This window comes from Solidesulfovibrio aerotolerans (genome assembly GCF_009856865.1).
Taxonomy (GTDB): domain Bacteria; phylum Desulfobacterota; class Desulfovibrionia; order Desulfovibrionales; family Desulfovibrionaceae; genus Solidesulfovibrio; species Solidesulfovibrio aerotolerans.
Window position 1 is genome coordinate 140,630 of record NZ_WVUD01000002.1, and the last position, 19,739, is coordinate 160,368.

General features: G+C 61.8%; 9 protein-coding genes. 2 read left to right on the forward strand and 7 right to left on the reverse strand.

Annotated features, from left to right (window positions below):
* Positions 1-82: 82 nt before the first annotated feature.
* From GTA51_RS02280 to GTA51_RS02295, 4 genes are all read right to left on the reverse strand, one after another.
* Positions 83-3,154, reverse strand: coding sequence for an efflux RND transporter permease subunit (locus GTA51_RS02280; protein ID WP_160958325.1), 3,072 nt, complete (start codon positions 3,152-3,154; stop codon positions 83-85).
* Positions 3,155-3,156: 2 nt separating this feature from the next.
* The gene (locus tag GTA51_RS02285; protein WP_160958327.1) at positions 3,157-4,374 is read right to left on the reverse strand and encodes an efflux RND transporter periplasmic adaptor subunit; all 1,218 of its coding nucleotides are present in this window, start codon (positions 4,372-4,374) and stop codon (positions 3,157-3,159) included.
* A 199-nt stretch (positions 4,375-4,573) separates the two neighbouring features.
* Complete coding sequence (locus GTA51_RS02290; protein ID WP_343039437.1) at positions 4,574-5,812, reverse strand: transporter substrate-binding domain-containing protein; 1,239 nt, start codon at positions 5,810-5,812, stop codon at positions 4,574-4,576.
* Positions 5,813-5,952: 140 nt separating this feature from the next.
* A complete protein-coding gene (locus GTA51_RS02295) occupies positions 5,953-8,304 on the reverse strand; it encodes a mechanosensitive ion channel domain-containing protein (protein WP_160958328.1) in 2,352 nt (783 codons plus the stop codon).
* A gap of 163 nt (positions 8,305-8,467) precedes the next feature.
* Here GTA51_RS02295 and GTA51_RS02300 point away from each other — a divergent pair, with 163 nt between their 5' ends.
* The gene (locus tag GTA51_RS02300) at positions 8,468-9,766 is read left to right on the forward strand and encodes a peptidoglycan DD-metalloendopeptidase family protein (protein ID WP_160958330.1); all 1,299 of its coding nucleotides are present in this window, start codon (positions 8,468-8,470) and stop codon (positions 9,764-9,766) included.
* 315 nt (positions 9,767-10,081) lie between these two features.
* Here GTA51_RS02300 and GTA51_RS02305 read toward each other — a convergent pair whose 3' ends face one another.
* The 3 genes from GTA51_RS02305 to GTA51_RS02315 all read right to left on the reverse strand — a co-directional run bounded on the left by GTA51_RS02305 (position 10,082) and on the right by GTA51_RS02315 (position 18,458).
* Positions 10,082-13,666, reverse strand: coding sequence for a PEP/pyruvate-binding domain-containing protein (locus tag GTA51_RS02305; RefSeq protein WP_160958332.1), 3,585 nt, complete (start codon positions 13,664-13,666; stop codon positions 10,082-10,084).
* Between the two features lie 77 nt (positions 13,667-13,743).
* Positions 13,744-17,439 (reverse strand): pyruvate carboxylase, encoded by a 3,696-nt coding sequence (locus GTA51_RS02310; protein WP_160958333.1) that lies wholly within the window; start codon positions 17,437-17,439, stop codon positions 13,744-13,746.
* A gap of 68 nt (positions 17,440-17,507) precedes the next feature.
* Complete coding sequence (locus GTA51_RS02315) at positions 17,508-18,458, reverse strand: biotin--[acetyl-CoA-carboxylase] ligase (protein WP_160958335.1); 951 nt, start codon at positions 18,456-18,458, stop codon at positions 17,508-17,510.
* A gap of 61 nt (positions 18,459-18,519) precedes the next feature.
* On the opposite strand from GTA51_RS02315, the gene GTA51_RS02320 reads away from it, so the two are divergent.
* Complete coding sequence (locus GTA51_RS02320) at positions 18,520-19,704, forward strand: tRNA nucleotidyltransferase/poly(A) polymerase-related protein (RefSeq protein WP_160958337.1); 1,185 nt, start codon at positions 18,520-18,522, stop codon at positions 19,702-19,704.
* Positions 19,705-19,739: the final 35 nt, after the last annotated feature.

Here is a 19,739-nt window from a genome sequence, read left to right on the forward strand (position 1 = left end):
TAAAAAGCCGCAAGGCCGAAGCGTCCAGCGACGCCCCGGCCTTGCGGCTGGGTTGGTAAGGGCGCACGCGCCTGCGCTGCGGCTATTCTTCTTTGTCGGCCTTATGGCCGACCAGCCAGGTTTGGAGCTGATCCATGTACGTGTAGAAACACGGCGTCAGGTACAAGGTGACGACCTGGGAGATAATGAGGCCGCCGGCCACAACAAGGCCAAGGGGCTGCCGGGCGTCGCCGCCTGCCCCCATGCCCAGGGCAATGGGGAAGATGCCGGCGATGGCCGCCACAGTGGTCATCATGATGGGACGAAAGCGCACGATACAGCCCTCGAACACGGCTTCAAAGGGAGTCTTGCCCTCTTTTTCCGCTTCAATGGCAAAGTCGATGACCATGATCGAGTTCTTCTTGACGATACCGATGAGCATGATGATGCCGATAAAGCCGTACAAATCGAGCTGACGGCCAAAAACAAGCAACGTAATAAGACCGCCAAGGGCGGCCGAGGGCAGACCCGACAGAATAGTGATGGGATGTATGAAACTCTCGTAGAGGATGCCGAGAATGAGGTAGATGATCATGATGGCCAAAAAGAGCAGGAAGGGCACACTGGCCAGGGATTCCTTAAAGGCTGTGGCCTGTCCCTCGAAGATGTAGCTGATGTTGCTGGGCAGTTCCTTTTTTGACAAGGCTTCGATGGCCGCCACGGCCTCGCCGATGGAATATTTGCCGGCGGTGTTAAAGGAGATGGTGACCGAGGTGAGCTGGCCGGTGTGGTTGACCACCAGCGGCCCGACATCTTCGGTCATTTTGACCAGCCCGTTTAAGGGGACGAGAATGGGCAGGCCATTGGAATCGACCTGATTGGAGCGCACATAGAGCTTATTGAGCAGATCCGGCCGGCGCTGGAACTCGGGCTGGACCTCGACGATGACCTTATACGTGTCGGTCGCGCCATACAGGTTGGTCAATTGCCGCGCGGCGTAGGCGGTCATGAGCGCCGTTTCGATGGAAGAAGCGGTCACGCCCAGGGCTTCGGCCTTGTCGCGGTCAATATCGAGGCGCAATTGTGGTCCGTCGATCTGCATGTCGGTGTTGACGTCGGCCAGTTCCTTGAGTTGGCGCATCGATCCGGCCATCTTGCGGGCCACCGGGTACAATTCGCCCGGATCAGGGGATAGGAGCGTAAACTGATAGAGCGCCTTGGTCTGCTTGCCACCGATCTGGATCGAGGGCGGGTTGTACATGAACACGAACAGATCGGGCAACTGGGCCATCTTGGGCCGCAGATCGTCGATGATTTGCTGGGCGCTGCGTTTGCGGGTCTTCATGGGTCCGAGCAGCGGGAACATGGCGGCGTTGTTCATGGAGGTGTTGGGACCGCCGACGCCGACCACGCCGATAAACTTAAACACATCCGGATCGGACATGAAGATGCGGCCGACCTTGAGCACGCGGTCCTTCATGGTATCAAACGAGGCGGCCTGTTCGGCCATGCCGAAGGCATAGAAGATGCCCGAATCCGTGGCCGGAATAAAACCGGTGGGGATGACTGTAAACAGCCAAAAAGTCAGGCCCAAAACCCCCACAGACAGGATCATGACGAAAAAGCGGAAGCGCAGGGCCAGATGCAGGGTCTTTTCGTACCCCCGCTCGAACCATTTGAAAATCCGGCCGGACTCGGACATCTTGCCCGAAAGAAAGCGGCTGCACAGCATGGGTGTAAGCGACAAAGTGACGAAGCCCGAGACGAGGATGCACAGCGTGATGGTCACGGCCATTTCGTTGAGCACGCGCCCCAGGATGCCGGCCATGAACATGATGGGGATAAAAACCACGGCCAGGGACAGGGTCATGGAGATAATGGTGAAGCCGATCTGGCGCGCCCCGTCCAGAGAGGCCTGCATGATCTTTTTGCCCATCTCGGTGTGGCGCACGATGTTCTCGATCATAACGATAGCATCGTCCACCACGAACCCGACGGCCAGGATGATGGCCAAGGCCGAGAGGTTGTCGATGGAGAAATTAAAAAACACCATGATCGAAAGCGTGCCGATAAGGGCTGTGGGCAGGGCCAGACTGGCGATGATGGTGGCCGGAAGGTTATTAAGGAACAGGTAGACCACAAGCACGACCAAGCCGATGGAAAGCAGCAGCGTAAACTGGACGTCGTCGATGGCTTCCTTGATGGAAATGGAGCGGTCGTAAAGAAATTCGAGGCCGACTGACGGCGGCAGCGTGGCTTCAATGGACGGGATCATGGCCCGGATGGAGTCCACGAGCTGGATGGTATTGGTGCCGGCGGCGCGTTTGACGGCGATAACAATACCTTGCTGCTGGTTGAAAAAGGCGGCGTTCTTGTCGTTGACGGTGGAGTCGATGGCGAAGCCCACATCCTGGAGACGCACCGGGCTGCCGTTTCTGTAGGCAATGATCTGGCGGTTGTAGGCAGTGGCGCTGGTCAACTGCCCTTGGGCCTTGATGGTAAAGAGTTTATCATGACCATAGAGGGAGCCGGTGGGCTGGAGCACGGTTTCGTTGCTAAAGGCGGTGGCCACCTGATCGATGCCGATGGACAGGGCAGCGAGTTTGTCGGGGTTGACCTGGACCCGGGGCGAATAGGTCTGGTCGCCGTACACGGCCACCTGGGCCACGCCGTTGATCATGGAAATGCGCTGGGCGATGTAGACCTTGGCGTAGTTGGTGACGCGATACAGCGGCATGGTGTCGCTGGAGACGCGGATATAGATGATGGGCATGTCCGCCGGGTTGACCTTTTGAAAGGTCGGCGGACTCGGCATTTGCGTAGGCAGGCTGCCCTGGGCGGCGTTGATGTAGGTCAGGACGTCTGTGCCGGCACCGTCGATATTGCGCGACAGATCGAATTGCAAGGTGATGGTGGTGGAGCCCAAGGAGTTGGACGAACTCATGGACTGCAGGCCGGAAATGGAGGTGAACTGCCGCTCCAGCGGCGTGGCCACGGCCGAGGCCATGGTTTCCGGGTCGGCACCGGGCAGGGACGCCGTCACCTGGATGGTGGGAAAATCGATGCTCGGCATTTCGCTGATGGGCAGCGAGAAATAGGAGACAATGCCAAAAAAGATGAGGGCGGCCATCAGCAGCGTCGTCGCCACCGGCCGCTTGATGAAAAGGTCGGTCATGGCTATTTCCCCTGACCTTCCCTGGAAGGCGTGGACTGTTTCTTTTCCTTGTCCGCCACGGCTGCCGGTGAAACAGGGCCTTCCTTGTAGCTTTCCTGGGCGACGACGGTGAGCGGGACACCCGGGAACAGCTTGATCTGGGCCGAAGTGATGACGCGTTCGCCCGGGGCCAGGCCCTTTTCGATGACCGTATCGGCTCCGATCTTGCGTCCGGCGGTCACGGGTCGGATTTCCACGGTGTTGTCGGGCTTGGCGATAAAGATCGAGACACCGTTTTGGGTGTTGGCCACGGCGCTGGAGGGCACCAGGATGGTATCGGCGGTGTCGGTCAGCACCACGGTTGCGTCCACAAACTGGCCGGGCCACAGGGCGCGGTCGGTGTTGGGAAACACACCCTGCAGGGTGATGGTGCCGGTGTTGACGTCCACGGTGTTGTTGATGACGTTTAAAACGCCCTTGGCGGCCACTTCGGAGCGGCCGGGATAGCGGGTTTCCACGGCCAGGGTGGCTTTGCCGGCATGGGTGCGGATGTCGGGCAGGTACTTTTCAGCCACCGAGAATTGCACGTTGATCGGTTCGATCTGATTGAGCGTAATGATGGTGTCTTTGTTGGCTTCGATCAGGTTGCCGGTCTTAAACTGCTGCAGACCGACCACGCCGGTACAGGGGGCGGCGATGTAGCAGTAGTCGAGATTGACCTTGGCGCTGACCACGGCGGCCTCGTCAACCTTCACCTGCTCTTCGTCCTGCTGCCAGGCCGTGCGTTTTTGCTCATAGTCTTCCTGGCTGATGACGGCCTTGGCCACGAGGTCTTTATAGCGCAGCCACTCGCGTTTGGCCTGGGCAGCCGTGGCCTTGTCGCGAGCCAGGGTGCTTTTGGCCTCATCAAGCTTGGCTTTGTAGGAATCTGGATCAATGACGAGGAGCGGCTGGCCTTGCTTGACCACATCACCTTCGGCAAAAAGCGTTTTTTGCAACACGCCCGTGACCTGGGAGCGCACATTGACCGTGGTCACGGCATAGACATGGCCGATGCCGTCAACATTGAGCGGTGCGGTGACGGGTTTGGCTTCGATAACCGTGACTTCCACCGGCGTCGGGGCTGCGGCCTGTGGTTTGGCCTTGTCGCATCCCGCCAGGGCCGCCGTCAGGGCAAGCGCTGCAAGAACGACGAAATAAAAATTATTTTGGGCGTTTGGGCGGGAAATGAATGCTGGCATGAATGCGCTCTCCTCTCGTTAGCAACGCTCTCCCGACGCAAAGGCCCAGGCAACGCCTGCGCCATGGCCGATCTTGGCAAATGCTGCTTGTCTCCACCAGACGCCCCCAAAAGTCAAGCGATTAACTGGAGTTGTGCCACGCCACTGCCATAGCGGGGCAGGCTTTGGCCGCATTGTCCGCGCGGTGTCGGCCAGTTGACTATTTGATGGCATTCTTCCCCAGGTAGGGTCCATAAAGCTGGGCGCGATAATCGCTGTCCGCCAGACGGCGCAACATGGCCACATTGACCGCTTTGCGCAGCAAAGCCCCGCGCGGGAAGGCGAAGCCATAAAGTTGGGGATCAAAAAAAACGGGCAGGACACGCACATCGCCGGTAAAGCCCCTGTGTTGGTAATACTGCAGAATCGGCTGGTCGTGCACAAAGGCGTCGAGTTCGCCGCCCACCAGAGCGGCCAGGCCCGCCTCCACGGTAGCATAGCGCCGAACGCCGATATGGCTGTCAACCAACTCCTCCTCGGCGGCGCTGTCGGCCACCACCCCGGTACGGACCAGATGCAGATCATCCGGGCCATGGACGCGGCCGGCCAGACTGTCCAGGGTCAGCGACGAGGTGATGCCGGCGGTGAAGGACGCCAGCAAGGCCACCGAAGCAAACATCCACACGATGCCAAGGACCCGCCCGAGCAGGGTTTTGGGCGTGGCGTCGCCATAGCCCACCGAAGTCATGGTCACGGCCGACCACCACATGCCGTCGCCGATACCGCTGCGGCCTGGGCGGAAGTGCTCGGGATTGCGCCGACGCTCAAGCGCCCAGACAAGAACCCCGACCACCAGCAGCAAGGCCATCAGGGAGCCAACGTAGAACAACACGCGCTGGGAAAAAACGGCATCCAAAACGCGCGCCACGATGCTTTCCGTCTGCGCAGCAACGGCAATGCCAAGACCTGAATAGTAAAATGCCTGGGAAAAATCCATTACCGTTTCACGTTCGGCTGTCAGTCCCAACGCCGAGACGCCGACAGCAACTTTTCCGAGATGCACGGCGTTTAAAAGCCCTTCCATGTCGTATTCAACGACCTTATACTGTATCCCAAGATCATGAGCCACATCTTCCCACAGATCGTAGGCCAGCCCCTGATAGCTCCCGTTGGCGTCCTGTTCGACAAACGGCGGGGCCACCGCCACCCCGACCAGCAGCGTCCGCCCGGCCAGGGAGGCATCCAGCTCTGCGGCCAGGGCATGCGCGGCCAGGGAAGCGTCGGGTTTCGGGACGCTGGTTTGCCCGGCCGGGGAGGCGTCAGGCTCCGGGGTGCTGGTTTGCCCGGCCAGGGGGACGTCTGTTTTCGCGGCTTCGGGACCGCACACGCCCTGCCCCACCCAGAAAAAAAGGATGAATACAGCACCAAGAACCGCCCCCTGCGCCAAGAGCCCCAGCACGCTTCCCCTGCGCCCCTGCCCACCGGCCGGCCGGAGGCCAACAACGCCCCGTCCTGTCTCCCGCCGCAGCACGCTTCCCCCGCGCCCAGAAACATCGCCCGGCCGGAGGCCAACAACAGCTTGCCCGCTCGCCCCGCGCATCACTCTTCCACTCCGCCCATAACCGCCGGGGCCGGCCAGCGTCGCCGGGCATGAACCCGGCGCAACAGGCGCACCCGGCCAAACACGCTGGAGCGTTTCTGGCGCAAGGCTTCACGACTGGCTTCGAGCTGCATGGCCTCGGTGCCCTTGGGTTTGTATTTCAACTTGACGCCCTGGAACGGCACCAGGATCTTATTTTCCTGGAAGGTCTGGTCGATGGTGGTGGCCAGCTCCGACTGCACCACAAACTTTTTGAGGAAATTATCAATCCATACTTGCAGATCAAATTCCAGACCAAGACGGCCGAGAGTGCGCAGCAGCACTTCCGGGGCCGGCTTTTTAAGGACATCGGGATGCTCTTTGGCGATTGACTGCAACAATTTTTTGACCTTCTTGATTTTCGTCCCAGGAGCCACCGTCACCGGGATAGTCAGGCGCATGGTGGTGTCGTGGTAGGAGAGGTTGACGATCTCGCCCCGCAAAAAGCTCGAATTGGGAATGATGACCGTGGTATTATCGAGGGTGCGCACGATGGTGTTGCGCACCGACAGATCCACAACCTCGCCCAGATTCTTGCCCTGCTGGATGATGTCGCCCTTTTTGACCGCCCCGCCGAACATGATGATCAGCCCGCTGACAAAGTTGTTGACGATGTCTTTGAGGCCAAAACCGATACCCACCGACAGACCGCTGGCAATCCAGGTCAGCGCACCCAGCGGCACCTCGAACAGGCGCAGCGCGAACAGCATGAAAAGCGTCCAGGTCACATAGGAAAACGCCGCGCCCACGGTATGGGCCAGCCCCGCGTCCATGGGCCTGCCCCGGAAATTGACAAAGGCCAGCAGCTCCTGAAACCAGGCCTGGAGCAGGCGCAGCAGAAAAAAAACAACGATCAGCCAGGAAACGGCTTCCAGGGAAATGGCAGCCTTGCCGACGGCAAAGGTCATGGCGAAAACGTGTTCCACCAGCCCCGGCCCCCCCATAAAAACCAACACCCAGGCAATGTAGAGGGCCGCCAGCACGGTCACGGCCAGGGGTTGGGCCAGATGGGCCAGGGACCGCTCCCGGCCGCCGGCCAGTTCGCCCAGCCAGCGTTGCACGGTGCCGGAGACATAGATGGCCAGATGCAACATAAAAACGGCCTGCACGGCAATGACCGCCTGGGGTCCGAAACCGAACAGGCTGGCTGCGGCGGCCGCCCCAAGCAGCCACAGGGCCACAGCACGGCTGGACCGGCCCTGGTGCAGACGCCAGGCCCCGCCTGAGGCAACCACAACCCACAGGGCGCTTACGGCCGAGGCCGGCAGGTTGACCGCATCCTGGACAATGCCGGCCAGGAAACAGGCAAACAACACGGCCAGTTCGCGTCCGCCGTTGGACAGGCGAAACAGGGCGTAGGCCATGATCGAGACCCAGAGAAGCGAGGTAAACTGGTTGGCGGCATACAGCACCGAATGCCGGGCAGCAAACAACCCGGCACCAAGGGCCAGACAGACCAGCCCCGGACGCAGCGCCAGCCAGGTTTCCGGGTGACGCCGCAGCAGCAGGCGCAAAAGGCCCAGAGCCACGAGACTGTCAACGACGGTCAGGCCGAGCAACCCGGCCCAGGGCATAAAGGCCAGCACCGGCCCCCAAAAACGCGGCCCGGCATTCGCCCATTCCTGGATATCGTCAAGCACCTCCAGCAGATTGGCCAGACGCAGCAGCGAGCCGGACGATTCAAAATACGTCCGGCCAAACACCTCGATAAAGCGTTCCGTCTCATCAACGCGCGCCGCCTCAATGTCAGCGGACAAGGCCGCAGCCTGGGCCAGGGCGTCGTCCACTTCGGCTTTGATCGTGTCCACGGCGTGCTTGAGTTCCTTGAAATCGCGGCCCGGCCCGGCCAGTTCCTCGCTGATGAGTTCGGCATACTCCCGGCTGGCGTTCTGGGCGCGGATCTGGCGCAGGGTGGCGTATTCCTGTTTGGTGCGGGCCAGGGTTGCCTGCATGTCTTCCAGGGAACTGCCGGCCACATCGACGGCGCGGGAGAGTTCGGCAAGCTCCAGGAGAAGGGTTCGCGACGCCCAGGGAGTGTCCCCGGCCACGCCCCGCAGCAGGAGCAACTGGTCCAGCCGGCTGCTGCTGTGGGCCAGATTTGCCGCCAGGGCTGTTTTCTCGGCCGGCAGTTGCTGGCGCATGCGGGCCAGTTCCTGGCCCTTGATGGCGATGTTTTGCGTGAGGCCGTCGGCGATGGACCGCCACAGCCCGTCCTCTTCGGTCTGGGCTGCAAAGGCTCCCCGGCCGACCGCCAGTGCCAGGCAAAGGCTCACAATGCCAAGAATGATCACCCCTGTCCGGTTGCGCGTCATAGAGTCTGCTCCTGGCCATGCAAGACGTTATTCCAAAAAAACCCTACCGTGACAGGTCCACTCTGCGCAAGCCCGCCGCCTGCCCGCCGTTTGGCCAGCGCCCCGGGCTTGCACTGCCGGAAGCAGGTCGGTATGACCGTGGCGCGAATGCGAGGTTGCTACCATGAAAAGACTTATCTTCGGTGCATTTTTGATTCTTGCCCTGGCCGGCGGCGCAGCCGGCTATCTGTTGCTTACCGACAAGGGAAAACCGGAAATCGCCCTGGTCCCGGACAGCGAAATGGCCTCGCCCAAGCGCGAGTTCACCCTGACTCTGGGCGATGTCGGGTCGGGCCTTAAAAGCGCCAAGGTCGTGGTCAGCCAGGACGCCAAACAGATCACCCTGCTCGACAAAACGTTTGCCACACCCGTGCGCGACGCCGTGGAAACCTTTACCCTGGAACCGGCCGGCCTGCACGACGGACCCTTCACCCTGGCCGTTACCGCCACCGACCGTTCCATTGCCAATTTCGGTGCCGGCAACACCGCCAGCCTGACCCGCCAGATCACCCTGGATACCACCCCGCCCCGGGTGGACGTCCTCAGCATGGCCCACATCGTGCGCCAGGGGGGCGTTGGCGCCGTGTCCTTTTCCGTCAATGAAAATACAGAGAGCGCCGGCGTTGTCGTTGGCGACGAATTCTACCCGGCCAGCAAACTCGACAACGGAAAATACTTCGGCCTCTATGTCTTCCCGTACAACATGGACCCGAAAAACTTCGTGCCCAAGGTCAAAGTCACGGACAAGGCCGGCAACGTCGGCATGGCTTCGTTTCGCTATCAAGCCATTCCCAGGAAGTTTCGCGACGACAAGCTCAACATCTCCGATGCCTTTCTCGACTCGAAGATGCCGCAATACTATAACATCATCACCGACACCCGGGACAATCTGCAGATCTATCTGCGGGTGAACAACGATATCCGCCGGCAAAACAGCGTATTCCTCAAGGAATTGGCCCAAAAAAGCGCCCCCACCATGCTCTGGGACAAAAAGGCCTTTCTGCGCCTGCCCAACGCCGCCCCCCGGGCCGGTTTCGGCGATCACCGGACCTATTATTACCAAAACCGGGAAATCGACCAGCAAACCCATATGGGCGTGGATCTGGCCTCGTTGGAAGGCGCGCCGGTTCCGGCCGCCAATACCGGGAAGGTGGTCTTTGCCGGCTTTCTGGGCATCTACGGCGAGACCGTCATCATCGACCACGGTCTGGGCCTGCAAACGCTGTATTCCCATCTGCGCCAGATCGACGTCAAAGTCGGCCAGGATATCAAAAAAGGGGAAATCCTCGGCAAGACCGGTGTCTCCGGCCTGGCCGCCGGCGATCATCTCCACTTCGGCGTCCTGGTGTTTGGCCAGGAGACCTCACCCATCGAATGGTGGGACCAGCACTGGATCGACGACAACATCCTCAGCAAGCTGTAGCCCCAGCCTCACCAGCCGCCAAACGCCCGGGATCTCGGTCCCGGGCGTTTTTTTTGGAGCGTATCCCCTTGACCTGCCCCGCCATTGCCGCGACCCGCTGCAAAGGGAAACCGCCGACTTGCAAGGCCGCGCCCCTCTCTCCCCCGGTTGGCGGCGACCTCTCGGGGAAGGGAGCCACAAGGCCCCGTCCTTACCACCGCCAAGGGCGTGCGCCCTGCCGGGCACACCAAAAAAGGGCCTCCCGAACATGTCGGAAGGCCCTTGCAAGCATGAAGCAACAGGGTCAACGCCGGGAACCGTCCCGAACGCCGTTTATTACCAAATCTTGGCGCGCTGGGCGGCCAGAGCCACCGCCTGTTCCTCGAAGTTGTCGAAGCCGGCCTGACGCAGGGCGTCATAGACCGTGCCCGGCCAATCCCAGGTGGCGTAGAGCACCGGCTTGTGAAACTGCCGGCGAAACAACTCCATCTCCTGGCGATAGAAATTGGCCTTGGCGGTCTCCAGGTTTTCCCGAAGCTGCTCGGCCAGCCGCGTCAGTTCGCCGTCATACCAGTCTTTGATGTCGGCGGCGGTGTCGTACTTTTTGGCGATGTGTTCGTACTTGTTGGCCTGGAGCACCACCTTGAGCCGGGCCAGATGCTGCTCGCCAAGCCAGACACCCAGGCTGCTTACCGGGATGTCCTCGGCTTCCACATGGGCCATGTCGAACTTGGTCTGATAGTAGGTGTCGGGCACAACCGAGGCGCACACGATGCCGGCGATGCCGACAAGCCCCCGCAGGATCAGGCTGTTGGACACGCCCTGGCCGCAGAAACCGACCTTCTTGCCGTATTTCTGTCCGGCAAAGATGGTGACCAGCACGGCCCAGACCACGGCCGGGTCTTCTTCGTCGTAGATGTGGCGCAGAGCCGGGTTGTCGCGGTCGGTGCCAAGCACCATCTGGGTCATGTCGTTGGAGCCGATGGAAAAGCCGTCGAACTCCTGGATGAACTGCTTGGCCAGAATGGCGTTGCTCGGAATTTCGGACATGATGAACATCTTCAGGCCATCGTCGCCGGAATTGAGCTTGTGCACCCGTTCAAGGTAGCGCTTGGTGGCCGTGGCTTCTTCCACCGTGCGCACGAACGGCAGCATGATGTGCAGATTCTTGCCGCCGTAAATGCCGCGCGCCAGCTTAAACGACTCGATTTCCCAGTCGTGGATGTTGCGCGACACGCCCCGATACCCCAGCATAGGGTTGTCTTCCAGGGATTCAAACAGGTTGCCGCCGAGCAGGTTGCGATACTCGTTGGATTTGAAATCCGTGGTGCGGTACAGGATCGGCTTGCCATGAAAGGCCATGGCAAAAAGCCCCAGGCCCTGGGACAGGGTCTGAACGTAGAGTTCCTTGCCGCTGCGAAAGCCCCGCGAGGTGAGCTGCTTGCGGATTTTGCCCAAAAGCGCCGTCAGATCGTCGATCTGGCCCTTGATGCCGACTTGCCGGGCCACTTCCTGGCGCATGGCCGCGATCATGGCCAGGGTGTCCTTGACCATGGGATCGTCGGCCACGGCGTTGACCCGGTCTTCGATGCGGGCTTTGATCTCGTAGCGGCGCTTGATGGCGTCGGGGTCCACGGCCTTGTGCTGCATCTCGTCCCAGTAGCCGAGGATGATGGCCACATGGGTTTCAAGATCGGCCGAGGTTTTGAGCAGATCCAGCCGGCGCGTGACCTCTTCCAGGTGATGGTCGAGCTTTTTCTCGAATTCCCGGATGCGGCGATGGACCGCCATGACTTCGTCGGTGCCGCGTGCGCCGGAGTGGTCGGCCAGGTCTTCGAGTTCGGCAGACAGGCCTGTGACCAGACCGACATAGCGGCGCAGCTTGATCTGCACGTTGATAAACCCGGCACCGAGCTGCTCGCGCACGATTTTGGTCAGTTTGGAGTCCAGCTCCTTGACCTTGGAGTCAATAAGTGTTGGCAGGGTGCCGTTGTCATAGGCTTCCAGGGCTTGCGGATGCACGCCGATGTTGCCGAGCATGAATTCGGCCCGCAACAGCCCCACTTCAAAGTCCGGGACGTTTCGCAAGCGCGATAAAAACAGCGCCTGGCCCACATCGGCCAGGATCAGGCCCACCTTGGTCTTGGTGGCCGGCAGCTTGGAGAGATCCATCTCGCCGCCGACTTCCTGCAAGGGGAGCAGGCCCCGGTAAACGCAGCCGCGCGAGCCATCGACCGTCACATACTGGCCGTCAAGCGATCGCAACGTCTCGGCACGCTGGATGCCGATGACGGCCGGAATGCCCAGTTCCCGGGAGGTGATGGCGGCGTGGCTGGTGTCGCCGCCGGCATCGGCCAGGATGGCCGAGGCCACGCGCATGCCGGGCACCATATCCGGGTCGGTGCGCTCGGCAGCCAGGATGTCGCCCTTCTGGATCTTATTGAGCTCCAGGGCCGAGCGCAAAAAGCGCACCATGCCCTGGCCGGCCCCGCGCGATGCGCCGTTGCCTTCAAGGATGACTTCGGCGGCCAGGGCCGCCCGCTTCTCCACTTCCATGCGGCGCATGAAGATGGTGTCGGGGTGGCGCTCCAGTTCTTCGTTCCAGCGGGTTTCGGGCCGGGCCTGGACGAACCAGAGGCGGTCGGATTCGTCGATGCAAAATTCCGTATCCATGATGCAGTCGCCGTAGGCGACCGAGATGGCGCGCACGCCCCGGGCCACTTCCTCGGCCTGGGCCAGGGAGAGCGCCCAGCGGTAGGCCTCCTCTTCCGAGACCTTGACCAGCTTGGTGCCGCCTTCCTTGTCGTCGTAGACGATCTTCTTATCTTTATAGCCCATGTTGCGGATAACGACTTCGGAGCCGTCGTCGCGCTGGAACACGTAGAGCTTGTCCGGGGTGACCATACCGCCGACCACGGCTTCGCCCAGGCCATAGCTGGCGTCGATGGACACGAGGTCGTTGCGCGCGGTGCCGCGGCAACCGGTGGCGGTGTCGGCGGCAAAAGCGGTGCCGGAGATCACCGGGTTGATCATGCGCATGATGCACACGGACAGCGAGGTGTTCTCAATGGCCCATTCCAGCTTGGCCTGCTCGGCGATGGCGTCGTCGCCGGTGCGTTCGGCCAGGGCCACGGCGTCGAGAATGGCCTCGCGGCGATAGGTCATGGAACGCAGATTATAAGCCGAAGCGCAGTCCCACTGGTAGGCGCGCACGCATTGGGCAGCACCGACGATGTTGAGATAGGTGTCCTGCAAGCCGGCAAAGGCTTTTTTGCGGCTGTCCTCGCCGGCGGCAGAGGAGCGCACGGCCACGGGCACGTCTTCGAGACCGGCCTCGCGGCAGATGTCATTGTAGCCGTTGGACACGGCCTCGCGCACCTCGGCCGGCATATCCACGGTCAGGATGGCCACCTGGACGAGGACGGAACGCTTGCGCAACTGGTCGATGCCTTCGGGGGAGGTGGCGAAGCCTTCGACCACGTTATTGATAAACGTGCGCAACTTTATCGACGAACCCGGCGCGTCAGCGGTCTTTAAACGGGCTTCCTCGGCCATGCTGCGCACGAGGTTCTTCATGTATTCCGGATCGCTGTTGACTTCCTCATCATTCCAGTTGACCCGGCGGTAGCCGTCGTTGACCACTTCGCGGATAAGCGCCGCGTTGACCTTGGTTTCGTCCAGCACCCGGTGAAAGGCCACCGAGGCCACGGCCCGAAACTGGGGAGCCCGGATGCCCTGGATCTGACTGATAAGGGCGGTATTATAGTTCTTGCCGCCGACAAGGATTTCGGCTTCTTCGCCGATGCCGACGATGTCGGCTCCTGTCAGGATAAGCGAGGTGACGCTATCGAGCGCTACGCCCTGTCCGGCGGACGCATTCGCGTCCTGGCGCGGCGTGTCATTGTTTTGGTTCTTGGCCATTCTCCCCTCCTTGTCTCTCCAGGCTCGGCGGTCCGAATCATCTTGGCCGGCCGCCGTTAACACGTTCTCGGCGAAATCTACACCTGTTCGCCACAGTTGGGACAGAATTTGAAATGTTCTTCGCCCACAGGTTGCCGGCAGGTCGGACAGTTCTTGGTGACGGGAGCCAGTTCGACCAGGAGCTCTCCTTCCTTGACCGGTACCATCTTGCGGTCATTGGCGTAATCCGCGTTTTTTATCACCCGTTTGACCATGGCGTCCATGGGCGAGGCCACGGTCTTTTCCTGCTTCATGACGGAGATATTAAACAGTTCCTCGCCGGTCTTGATGTAGTCGTTGGGCGAGACGTGCATGACCCACAGGTCGCCGGAAACCGGCGCGCCCACGTGGTAGGGGTTGTTGGGGTCGGCCATCTCGACCTTGGCGGCCGGTCCGTTCTGTGCCGCCGCCACCTGCACCTGATGGCTTAAGATTTCGGAATCAAGGACATAGCGCACGGTGGACAGGCCGCTGGCTTCGGGCCGCGAGATGTCCAAGAGCGAGAGGTGGTGGGGCTTGCCCAGGCTGTCGGAGAAGGTCAGCTCCTCGCCGGTTTCCAGACCCTCGAACCAGACGTCCAAGGGAAGGTTGTTGGGATCGCCGTATTTCTTGCGAAACTCCATGGTCTTTAAGGCATCGCCCGGATGATTGAGATAGAGCACGAATTCTTCGTTGGAGGGTTCCCGGCCAAGCTGCTTGGTCAGCGCCGCCATTTCGGCGTCCATATCCAGCTCGCCAAGAGCGTCCAGCGGCGAATCCTCGGTGCGCGTCTCAATGGCCCGCTGCCAATCCGCCCCGAAAGCACTCTCGTAAACCCAATCCGGCGGGAATCCCAGCGGCATCTTGCCGAACTTGCCCAGCAGCAGATTGCGGAACGCATCGTTGCAGTTGGCGTAGAGCAGGAGCCGGTCGTGCCTGGCCGCCGGGGTCAGGCACTCGTCGGGATGTTCGGACACGACCTCAAGCACTTCGAGCATGTCCTTCACGGCCCGTTCGCCGCCGACCTTGTAGGCGCTGGTGACGGCCAGAAAGGCGGTGTTCCAGGTGATCTGCGACCCCGGCGTGACGTCATGATAGCGCACGATCTTGCGGGTGCCGGCCAGGAACTTGAGCATGTAGGGCAGCAGGTGGATGTATCCCTGCTTCATGGCCCCTTCCTGGGACGAGCTGGTGGCCCCGCCGGGCATGGCGTGCTCCACGACATCGTAGTCGATGCCCTGGAAATACGGGGCGGTATAGCGGTCGTAATAGGGCATGATCTGTTTGAGGGTAAAGTTGGCCGCCCGGATCATGTCCTTGTTGTCCTTGGTGAGCGCCACGGGCACGCCGAGATCTTCCTCAATATAGGCGGCCGTCCCGAGCACCTCGCCCTGGCCGTACCAGCGCACCGAGGCACCGATGGCCGTGTCCACAATGTGACAACCGGCTTCGGCTGCCGCGCCCACGGCCGGAACGAACAGGCCGTCGGTGTAGTGGCGGTGGTAATCGACGACCAGATCGGGGTAGGCCTTGCGGATGGCGGCAATAAGCGCCTTGACGAAACGCGGCGGACACATGCCGGCCATATCTTTGAGGCACAAGATGATGCTCTTGGCCGCCTTGGCCTTGGTCATGCCGCCGGCCTTGGCGGTCTGCTCCAGGATGGCCTCTAAAACGCCCAGATAGTGCGGCACGTCGAAGCCACGCGCGTGCGACAGCGAGATGGCCGGCTCGAAGATGATGCCGGGGCGCGACAGGGCGACTTCGGCAAACGGGTACATATTATCGATATGATTCAGAAAATCAAAACAACGAATGATATCGTAGTGCTCGCAGATCATCTCGCCCGTCAGCCGCATGAGATTGCGCGGCTGGGGCTTGTAGCCAAGCACGTTGGTCGAGCGGATGAGCAGTTGCTTCATGGTCTTGGGCGCAAACTGGTTCCACTTGGCCGCCTCGGTAAACGGGTAGGTCATGTTGGCCATCATGGCCACGTGGAAGTGCGCGCCGCCGCCATTTTCCAGCGAGAAAAAGCCGCAGTTGTCGAGATACGGGCCAACCAGCTCATCCTCGGCCAGCCGGAAGCGGTTGCCGCTGTTGGACTGGGTGATGTCGCGGGTGGTGGTGTCCACGAAATGAACTTTGCCCGAGTCGCGCACCATGTCCAGGACTGCCTGGCGGTCGCCGCGCGGGTACGGGTTTTCCGGGGTGCGCAGATCGACTTCCGGCAGATGCGGCGTGAACCGGCCCAGGCGGTAATCGTCGCGGCCCCGGTATTTGCCCAGCTGGACATGGGGATTGTAGCCCCGGGCCGCAATCTCGGCCACGAGCGAAGACAGGCGCAGGGCCTCGGACTCCTCGTCAAGATAATTGAGCAGATACGGATTCTGATTAATGAACTTGGTGTCAAAGTCCCCTTTCATGAATTCCGGGTGGCGCAAAATCTGGCGATGGAACGGGATGGTCGTTTTGAGGCCGCCGATAATGTATTCGCGCAGCGCCCGCTCCATGACCGAAACGATCTTGGGCCAGTTGCGGCCGTAGGAAATGAGCAGAGCGCCGGCGGAATCGTACTGGGTAGGGAACTCGTAGCCGGCGGTGAGGCAGGAATCGAGCCGGATGCCCTGGCCGCCGGGGGACAGATAGCGGGTGACGGTGCCGGCGTTGGGGGCGAAATTCTTCTTGGGGTCTTCGCAGTTGATGCGCAACTGCATGGCCTGCAACAGCGGCCGGGTGTCGGCGCAATTAAACCGCAGCTTGCCGCCAAAGGCGATGTTGATCTGCTCTTCGACCAGGTCCACGCCGTAGCGGCATTCGGTGATGCCGTGCTCCACCTGCAACCGGGTGTTGACCTCGATCATGTACGGTTCGCCGTCGGCATCGACCAGAAATTCCACGGTGGCCAGGGAATAATACCCGGTCTCGCGCACCAGCCGCTCGCCGTAGTCCTTGAGGCGCTGCCGCAGCTCTTCGGTCATGCCGCGCCAGGGGGACGGGGTGATCTCCACGAGCTTTTGGTGGTTGCGCTGCACCGAGCAATCGCGTTCGTCAAAGGCGAACACGTTGCCGAAACGGTCGCCGGCCACCTGGATTTCGATGTGGCGCACGCTGGTGAGGAGCTTTTCCACGAACAGGTGCGGGTTGCCAAACGAGGCCTGGGCCATGGCCGACGCCTTGGAAAAGGCGGATTCGAGCTGGGCCTCGGAATAAATTTCGTAGATGCCCCGGCCGCCGCCGCCGCCTTCGGCCTTGAGCATGATGGGGAAGCCGATCTTTTTGGCGATCTCCCGGGCTTCGGGAATGGTCACCGAGCCTTCGGAGCCGGGCACCACCGGGATGCCCAGATTCATGGCCAGCCGGCGCGCTTCGACCTTGTTGCCAAGGCTTTTCATGGCATCGGCCGAGGAGCCGATAAACAGAATGCCGGCTTCGGCGCACTTGCGGGGGAATTCGCAGTCTTCCGAGGCAAAGCCCCAACCCGGATGGATGGCGACCACGCCCCGGGCCTTGGCCTTCTTGATGATGCCGTCAATATCCAGATAGGCTCTGGGGTCCGGCCCCAGGGTGATCAGTTCATGTGCCCCGGCAGTGGCCGGAGACGTCATATCGACGTCGGTTACAGTGAGTACGGGAATGGCGCGAAGCCGTTCGCGGATGGACCGCAGAACCCGGCGGGCGGAAATGCCCCGGTTGGCGACAAGAATCTTCTTTCCTTCAACGGCGGAAAGCACTTCCTGAAACGTCTTGGCGATCATGCTGTCCTCTGACCCCTGGGGGCGACCTGTCCATTCGCTAAAGAGTGACGATCCGGCGGGGGCCGGCATCAAAGGAGGGAGATACTCCCGCTATGAAGCGTCAAATCCTGCCCTGGGCCGGGATCGATACGTCGCAGCCGAAGTCCCCCGTCCTCGGCCAACCCAACGATCCGCGCCCGAAATCCATCCGCTTCGCTTTCACGCACGTACACGTCCCGGCCAAGCCAAGCCAGACGCCCCTCAAGAAAACGGGATAACGCGTGCGAGTCCGATAGCGCAACGCACTGCCGATAGCAGGTTTGCCCGGACTTCACAAGGTCAGCCCAGAACGTAACCGCGCCCGGCACCACGCCAAACGCAGCCAAACTGGCGGCCGGGGCGGCATGCTCCCGACGCAGCCGGGCGGCATCGGGCGCACTCGCGAAATTTATACCTATTCCGGCCACGATCCGGCCGCCCCGCTCTTCCAGCAAGATACCGCCGATTTTGCGGTCCTCGAGAAGCAGATCGTTGGGCCACTTGACCTGGGCGGCAAATCCCCGCTCGTTTAAAGCATCGCACAGGCAGGCCCCGGCCAGCACCGGAGCCAGGGCCGCCAACGCCCCGTCGGCCTGGGGCCAGGCCAGGGCGGCGTAGAGGTTGCCCGGGGGCGAAACCCAGTCCCGGCGCAGTTGCCCCCGGCCCCGGGTCTGGGACACGGCCACGACCGCAGCAAACGGGAGAAGCATCCCGGCCCGGACAAAGGCCCAGGCCACATCCAGGCTCGAAACGCACGGGCCGACCACCAGAATCGCATCCGCGCTCGCCCCGGCCGACCCCATGGCCCCAAGCCAACGACCGGCCACCGGCCCGTACTGCGGCCCCAGCATCACCTCGCGCCACGGACCAAGGCGCTCCATGTCGGCCGCCCACAAGGGATGCAAACCTGTGAGCATTGCTGGAGAAACAGGCTCGGCCAGGCCGGCGCCACCCGAGGCCCACAGCCAGATGCCGCCGCCGGCAAAGGGGTTTTGCGACAACTCGGTCTTCCCCCCTGGATTTTTCAAGGCTTTTGGGACAAAGTCCGCCCCGGAGTCATGCATGAAACGGTATCTCGTAGGCGGCGCGGTCCGCGATATTTTGCTCGGCCGGCCGGTTGTGGATCAGGATTACCTCATTGTCGACGCAACGCCCGAGGCGTTCGTCAGACGGTATCGAAGGGCACGGCAAGTCGGCAAGACCTTTCCGGTCTTCATGCTGGGCAGTGCCCAGTATGCCTGGCCGCGCGGAGAGAGTTTAAACGAGGACCTGCTGGCCCGGGATCTCACCATTAACGCCATGGCCATGGGCGATTCCCGGCATATCGCGGGCCGGCTGCACTTTCATCCCCTGGCTTTGGCCGATCTGCGCGATAGGCTGCTGCGGCCCTGCGGCGAGATGTCAATGTTTGACGATCCGCTGCGGGTCTACCGGGCGGCCCGGTTTGCCGCCTCGCTGCCGGATTTTTCGCCGCACCCTGAGCTTATCGCCCAGATGCGGGCTGTTGCCGCCTGCGGGGCGCTGGCCGATGTATTCGCCGAACGGGTGGCCCAGGAAGTGCGCAAAGCCCTGGACACGCCCAAGCCCTCGCGGTTTTTCGCGCTGTTGGCCGAAACCGGCTGCCTGCTGCCCTGGCTGCCGGAACTGGAGGCCTCCCGCCACATTCCGGCCGGGCCGCCGGAATTCCACCGCGGCAGCCTCTTTGCCCACATGCTCGAAGTGGTGGATCGGCTGGCCGGGGAACCGCTGGCCGGCTGGATGGCCGTGTGCCATGATCTCGGCAAAATCAGCACGCCCGAGTGCGAGTGGCCGCGCCACCACGGCCACGACGACCGGGGGGTGGAGGTGGCCGAGGAACTTGGTCGCCGCTTAAAGCTCCCCAACCGGGTGCGCGAAGCCGGGGTGGCGGCGGCCAAGCTGCATATGAAGGCGGCGCGCTACAGCGAGTTGCGGGCCGGGACGCGGGTGGACATGCTCACCTGGCTGCACAAGCACGAGATGGTGGAGCCGCTGTTCGCCCTGGTCCAGGCCGACAGCGGCCATGACGTCTTTCCCCTGGCCAAGCGGGATTTAAAGGTCATGCTTTCGGTGCATCTGCCCGGCCGCCAGCGCCAGCGCGGCCCGATTTCGGGCGAGCGGCTGCGCAATCTGCGCTGCCAAAAGCTGGCTGAAGTGGATCGGGAGCAGGGCCGCACCCCCCAAGGGCACGGCGACAGCGATGCGCCGCTGGATTTGCCGGGCGATTGAGGACGCGGCAGGCAGGCAGGAGCAGCATGAAACCA

Excerpts from the sequence above, each read along its gene's own strand:
- GTA51_RS02285 (WP_160958327.1), bottom strand. The coding sequence starts at position 4,374 with ATGCCAGCATTCATTTCCCGCCCAAACGCCCAAAATAATTTTTATTTC.
- GTA51_RS02310 (WP_160958333.1), bottom strand. The coding sequence starts at position 17,439 with ATGATCGCCAAGACGTTTCAGGAAGTGCTTTCCGCCGTTGAAGGAAAG.
- GTA51_RS02295 (WP_160958328.1), bottom strand. The coding sequence starts at position 8,304 with ATGACGCGCAACCGGACAGGGGTGATCATTCTTGGCATTGTGAGCCTT.
- GTA51_RS02280 (WP_160958325.1), bottom strand. The coding sequence starts at position 3,154 with ATGACCGACCTTTTCATCAAGCGGCCGGTGGCGACGACGCTGCTGATG.
- GTA51_RS02320 (WP_160958337.1), top strand. The coding sequence starts at position 18,520 with ATGAAACGGTATCTCGTAGGCGGCGCGGTCCGCGATATTTTGCTCGGC.
- GTA51_RS02305 (WP_160958332.1), bottom strand. The coding sequence starts at position 13,666 with ATGGCCAAGAACCAAAACAATGACACGCCGCGCCAGGACGCGAATGCG.
- GTA51_RS02300 (WP_160958330.1), top strand. The coding sequence starts at position 8,468 with ATGAAAAGACTTATCTTCGGTGCATTTTTGATTCTTGCCCTGGCCGGC.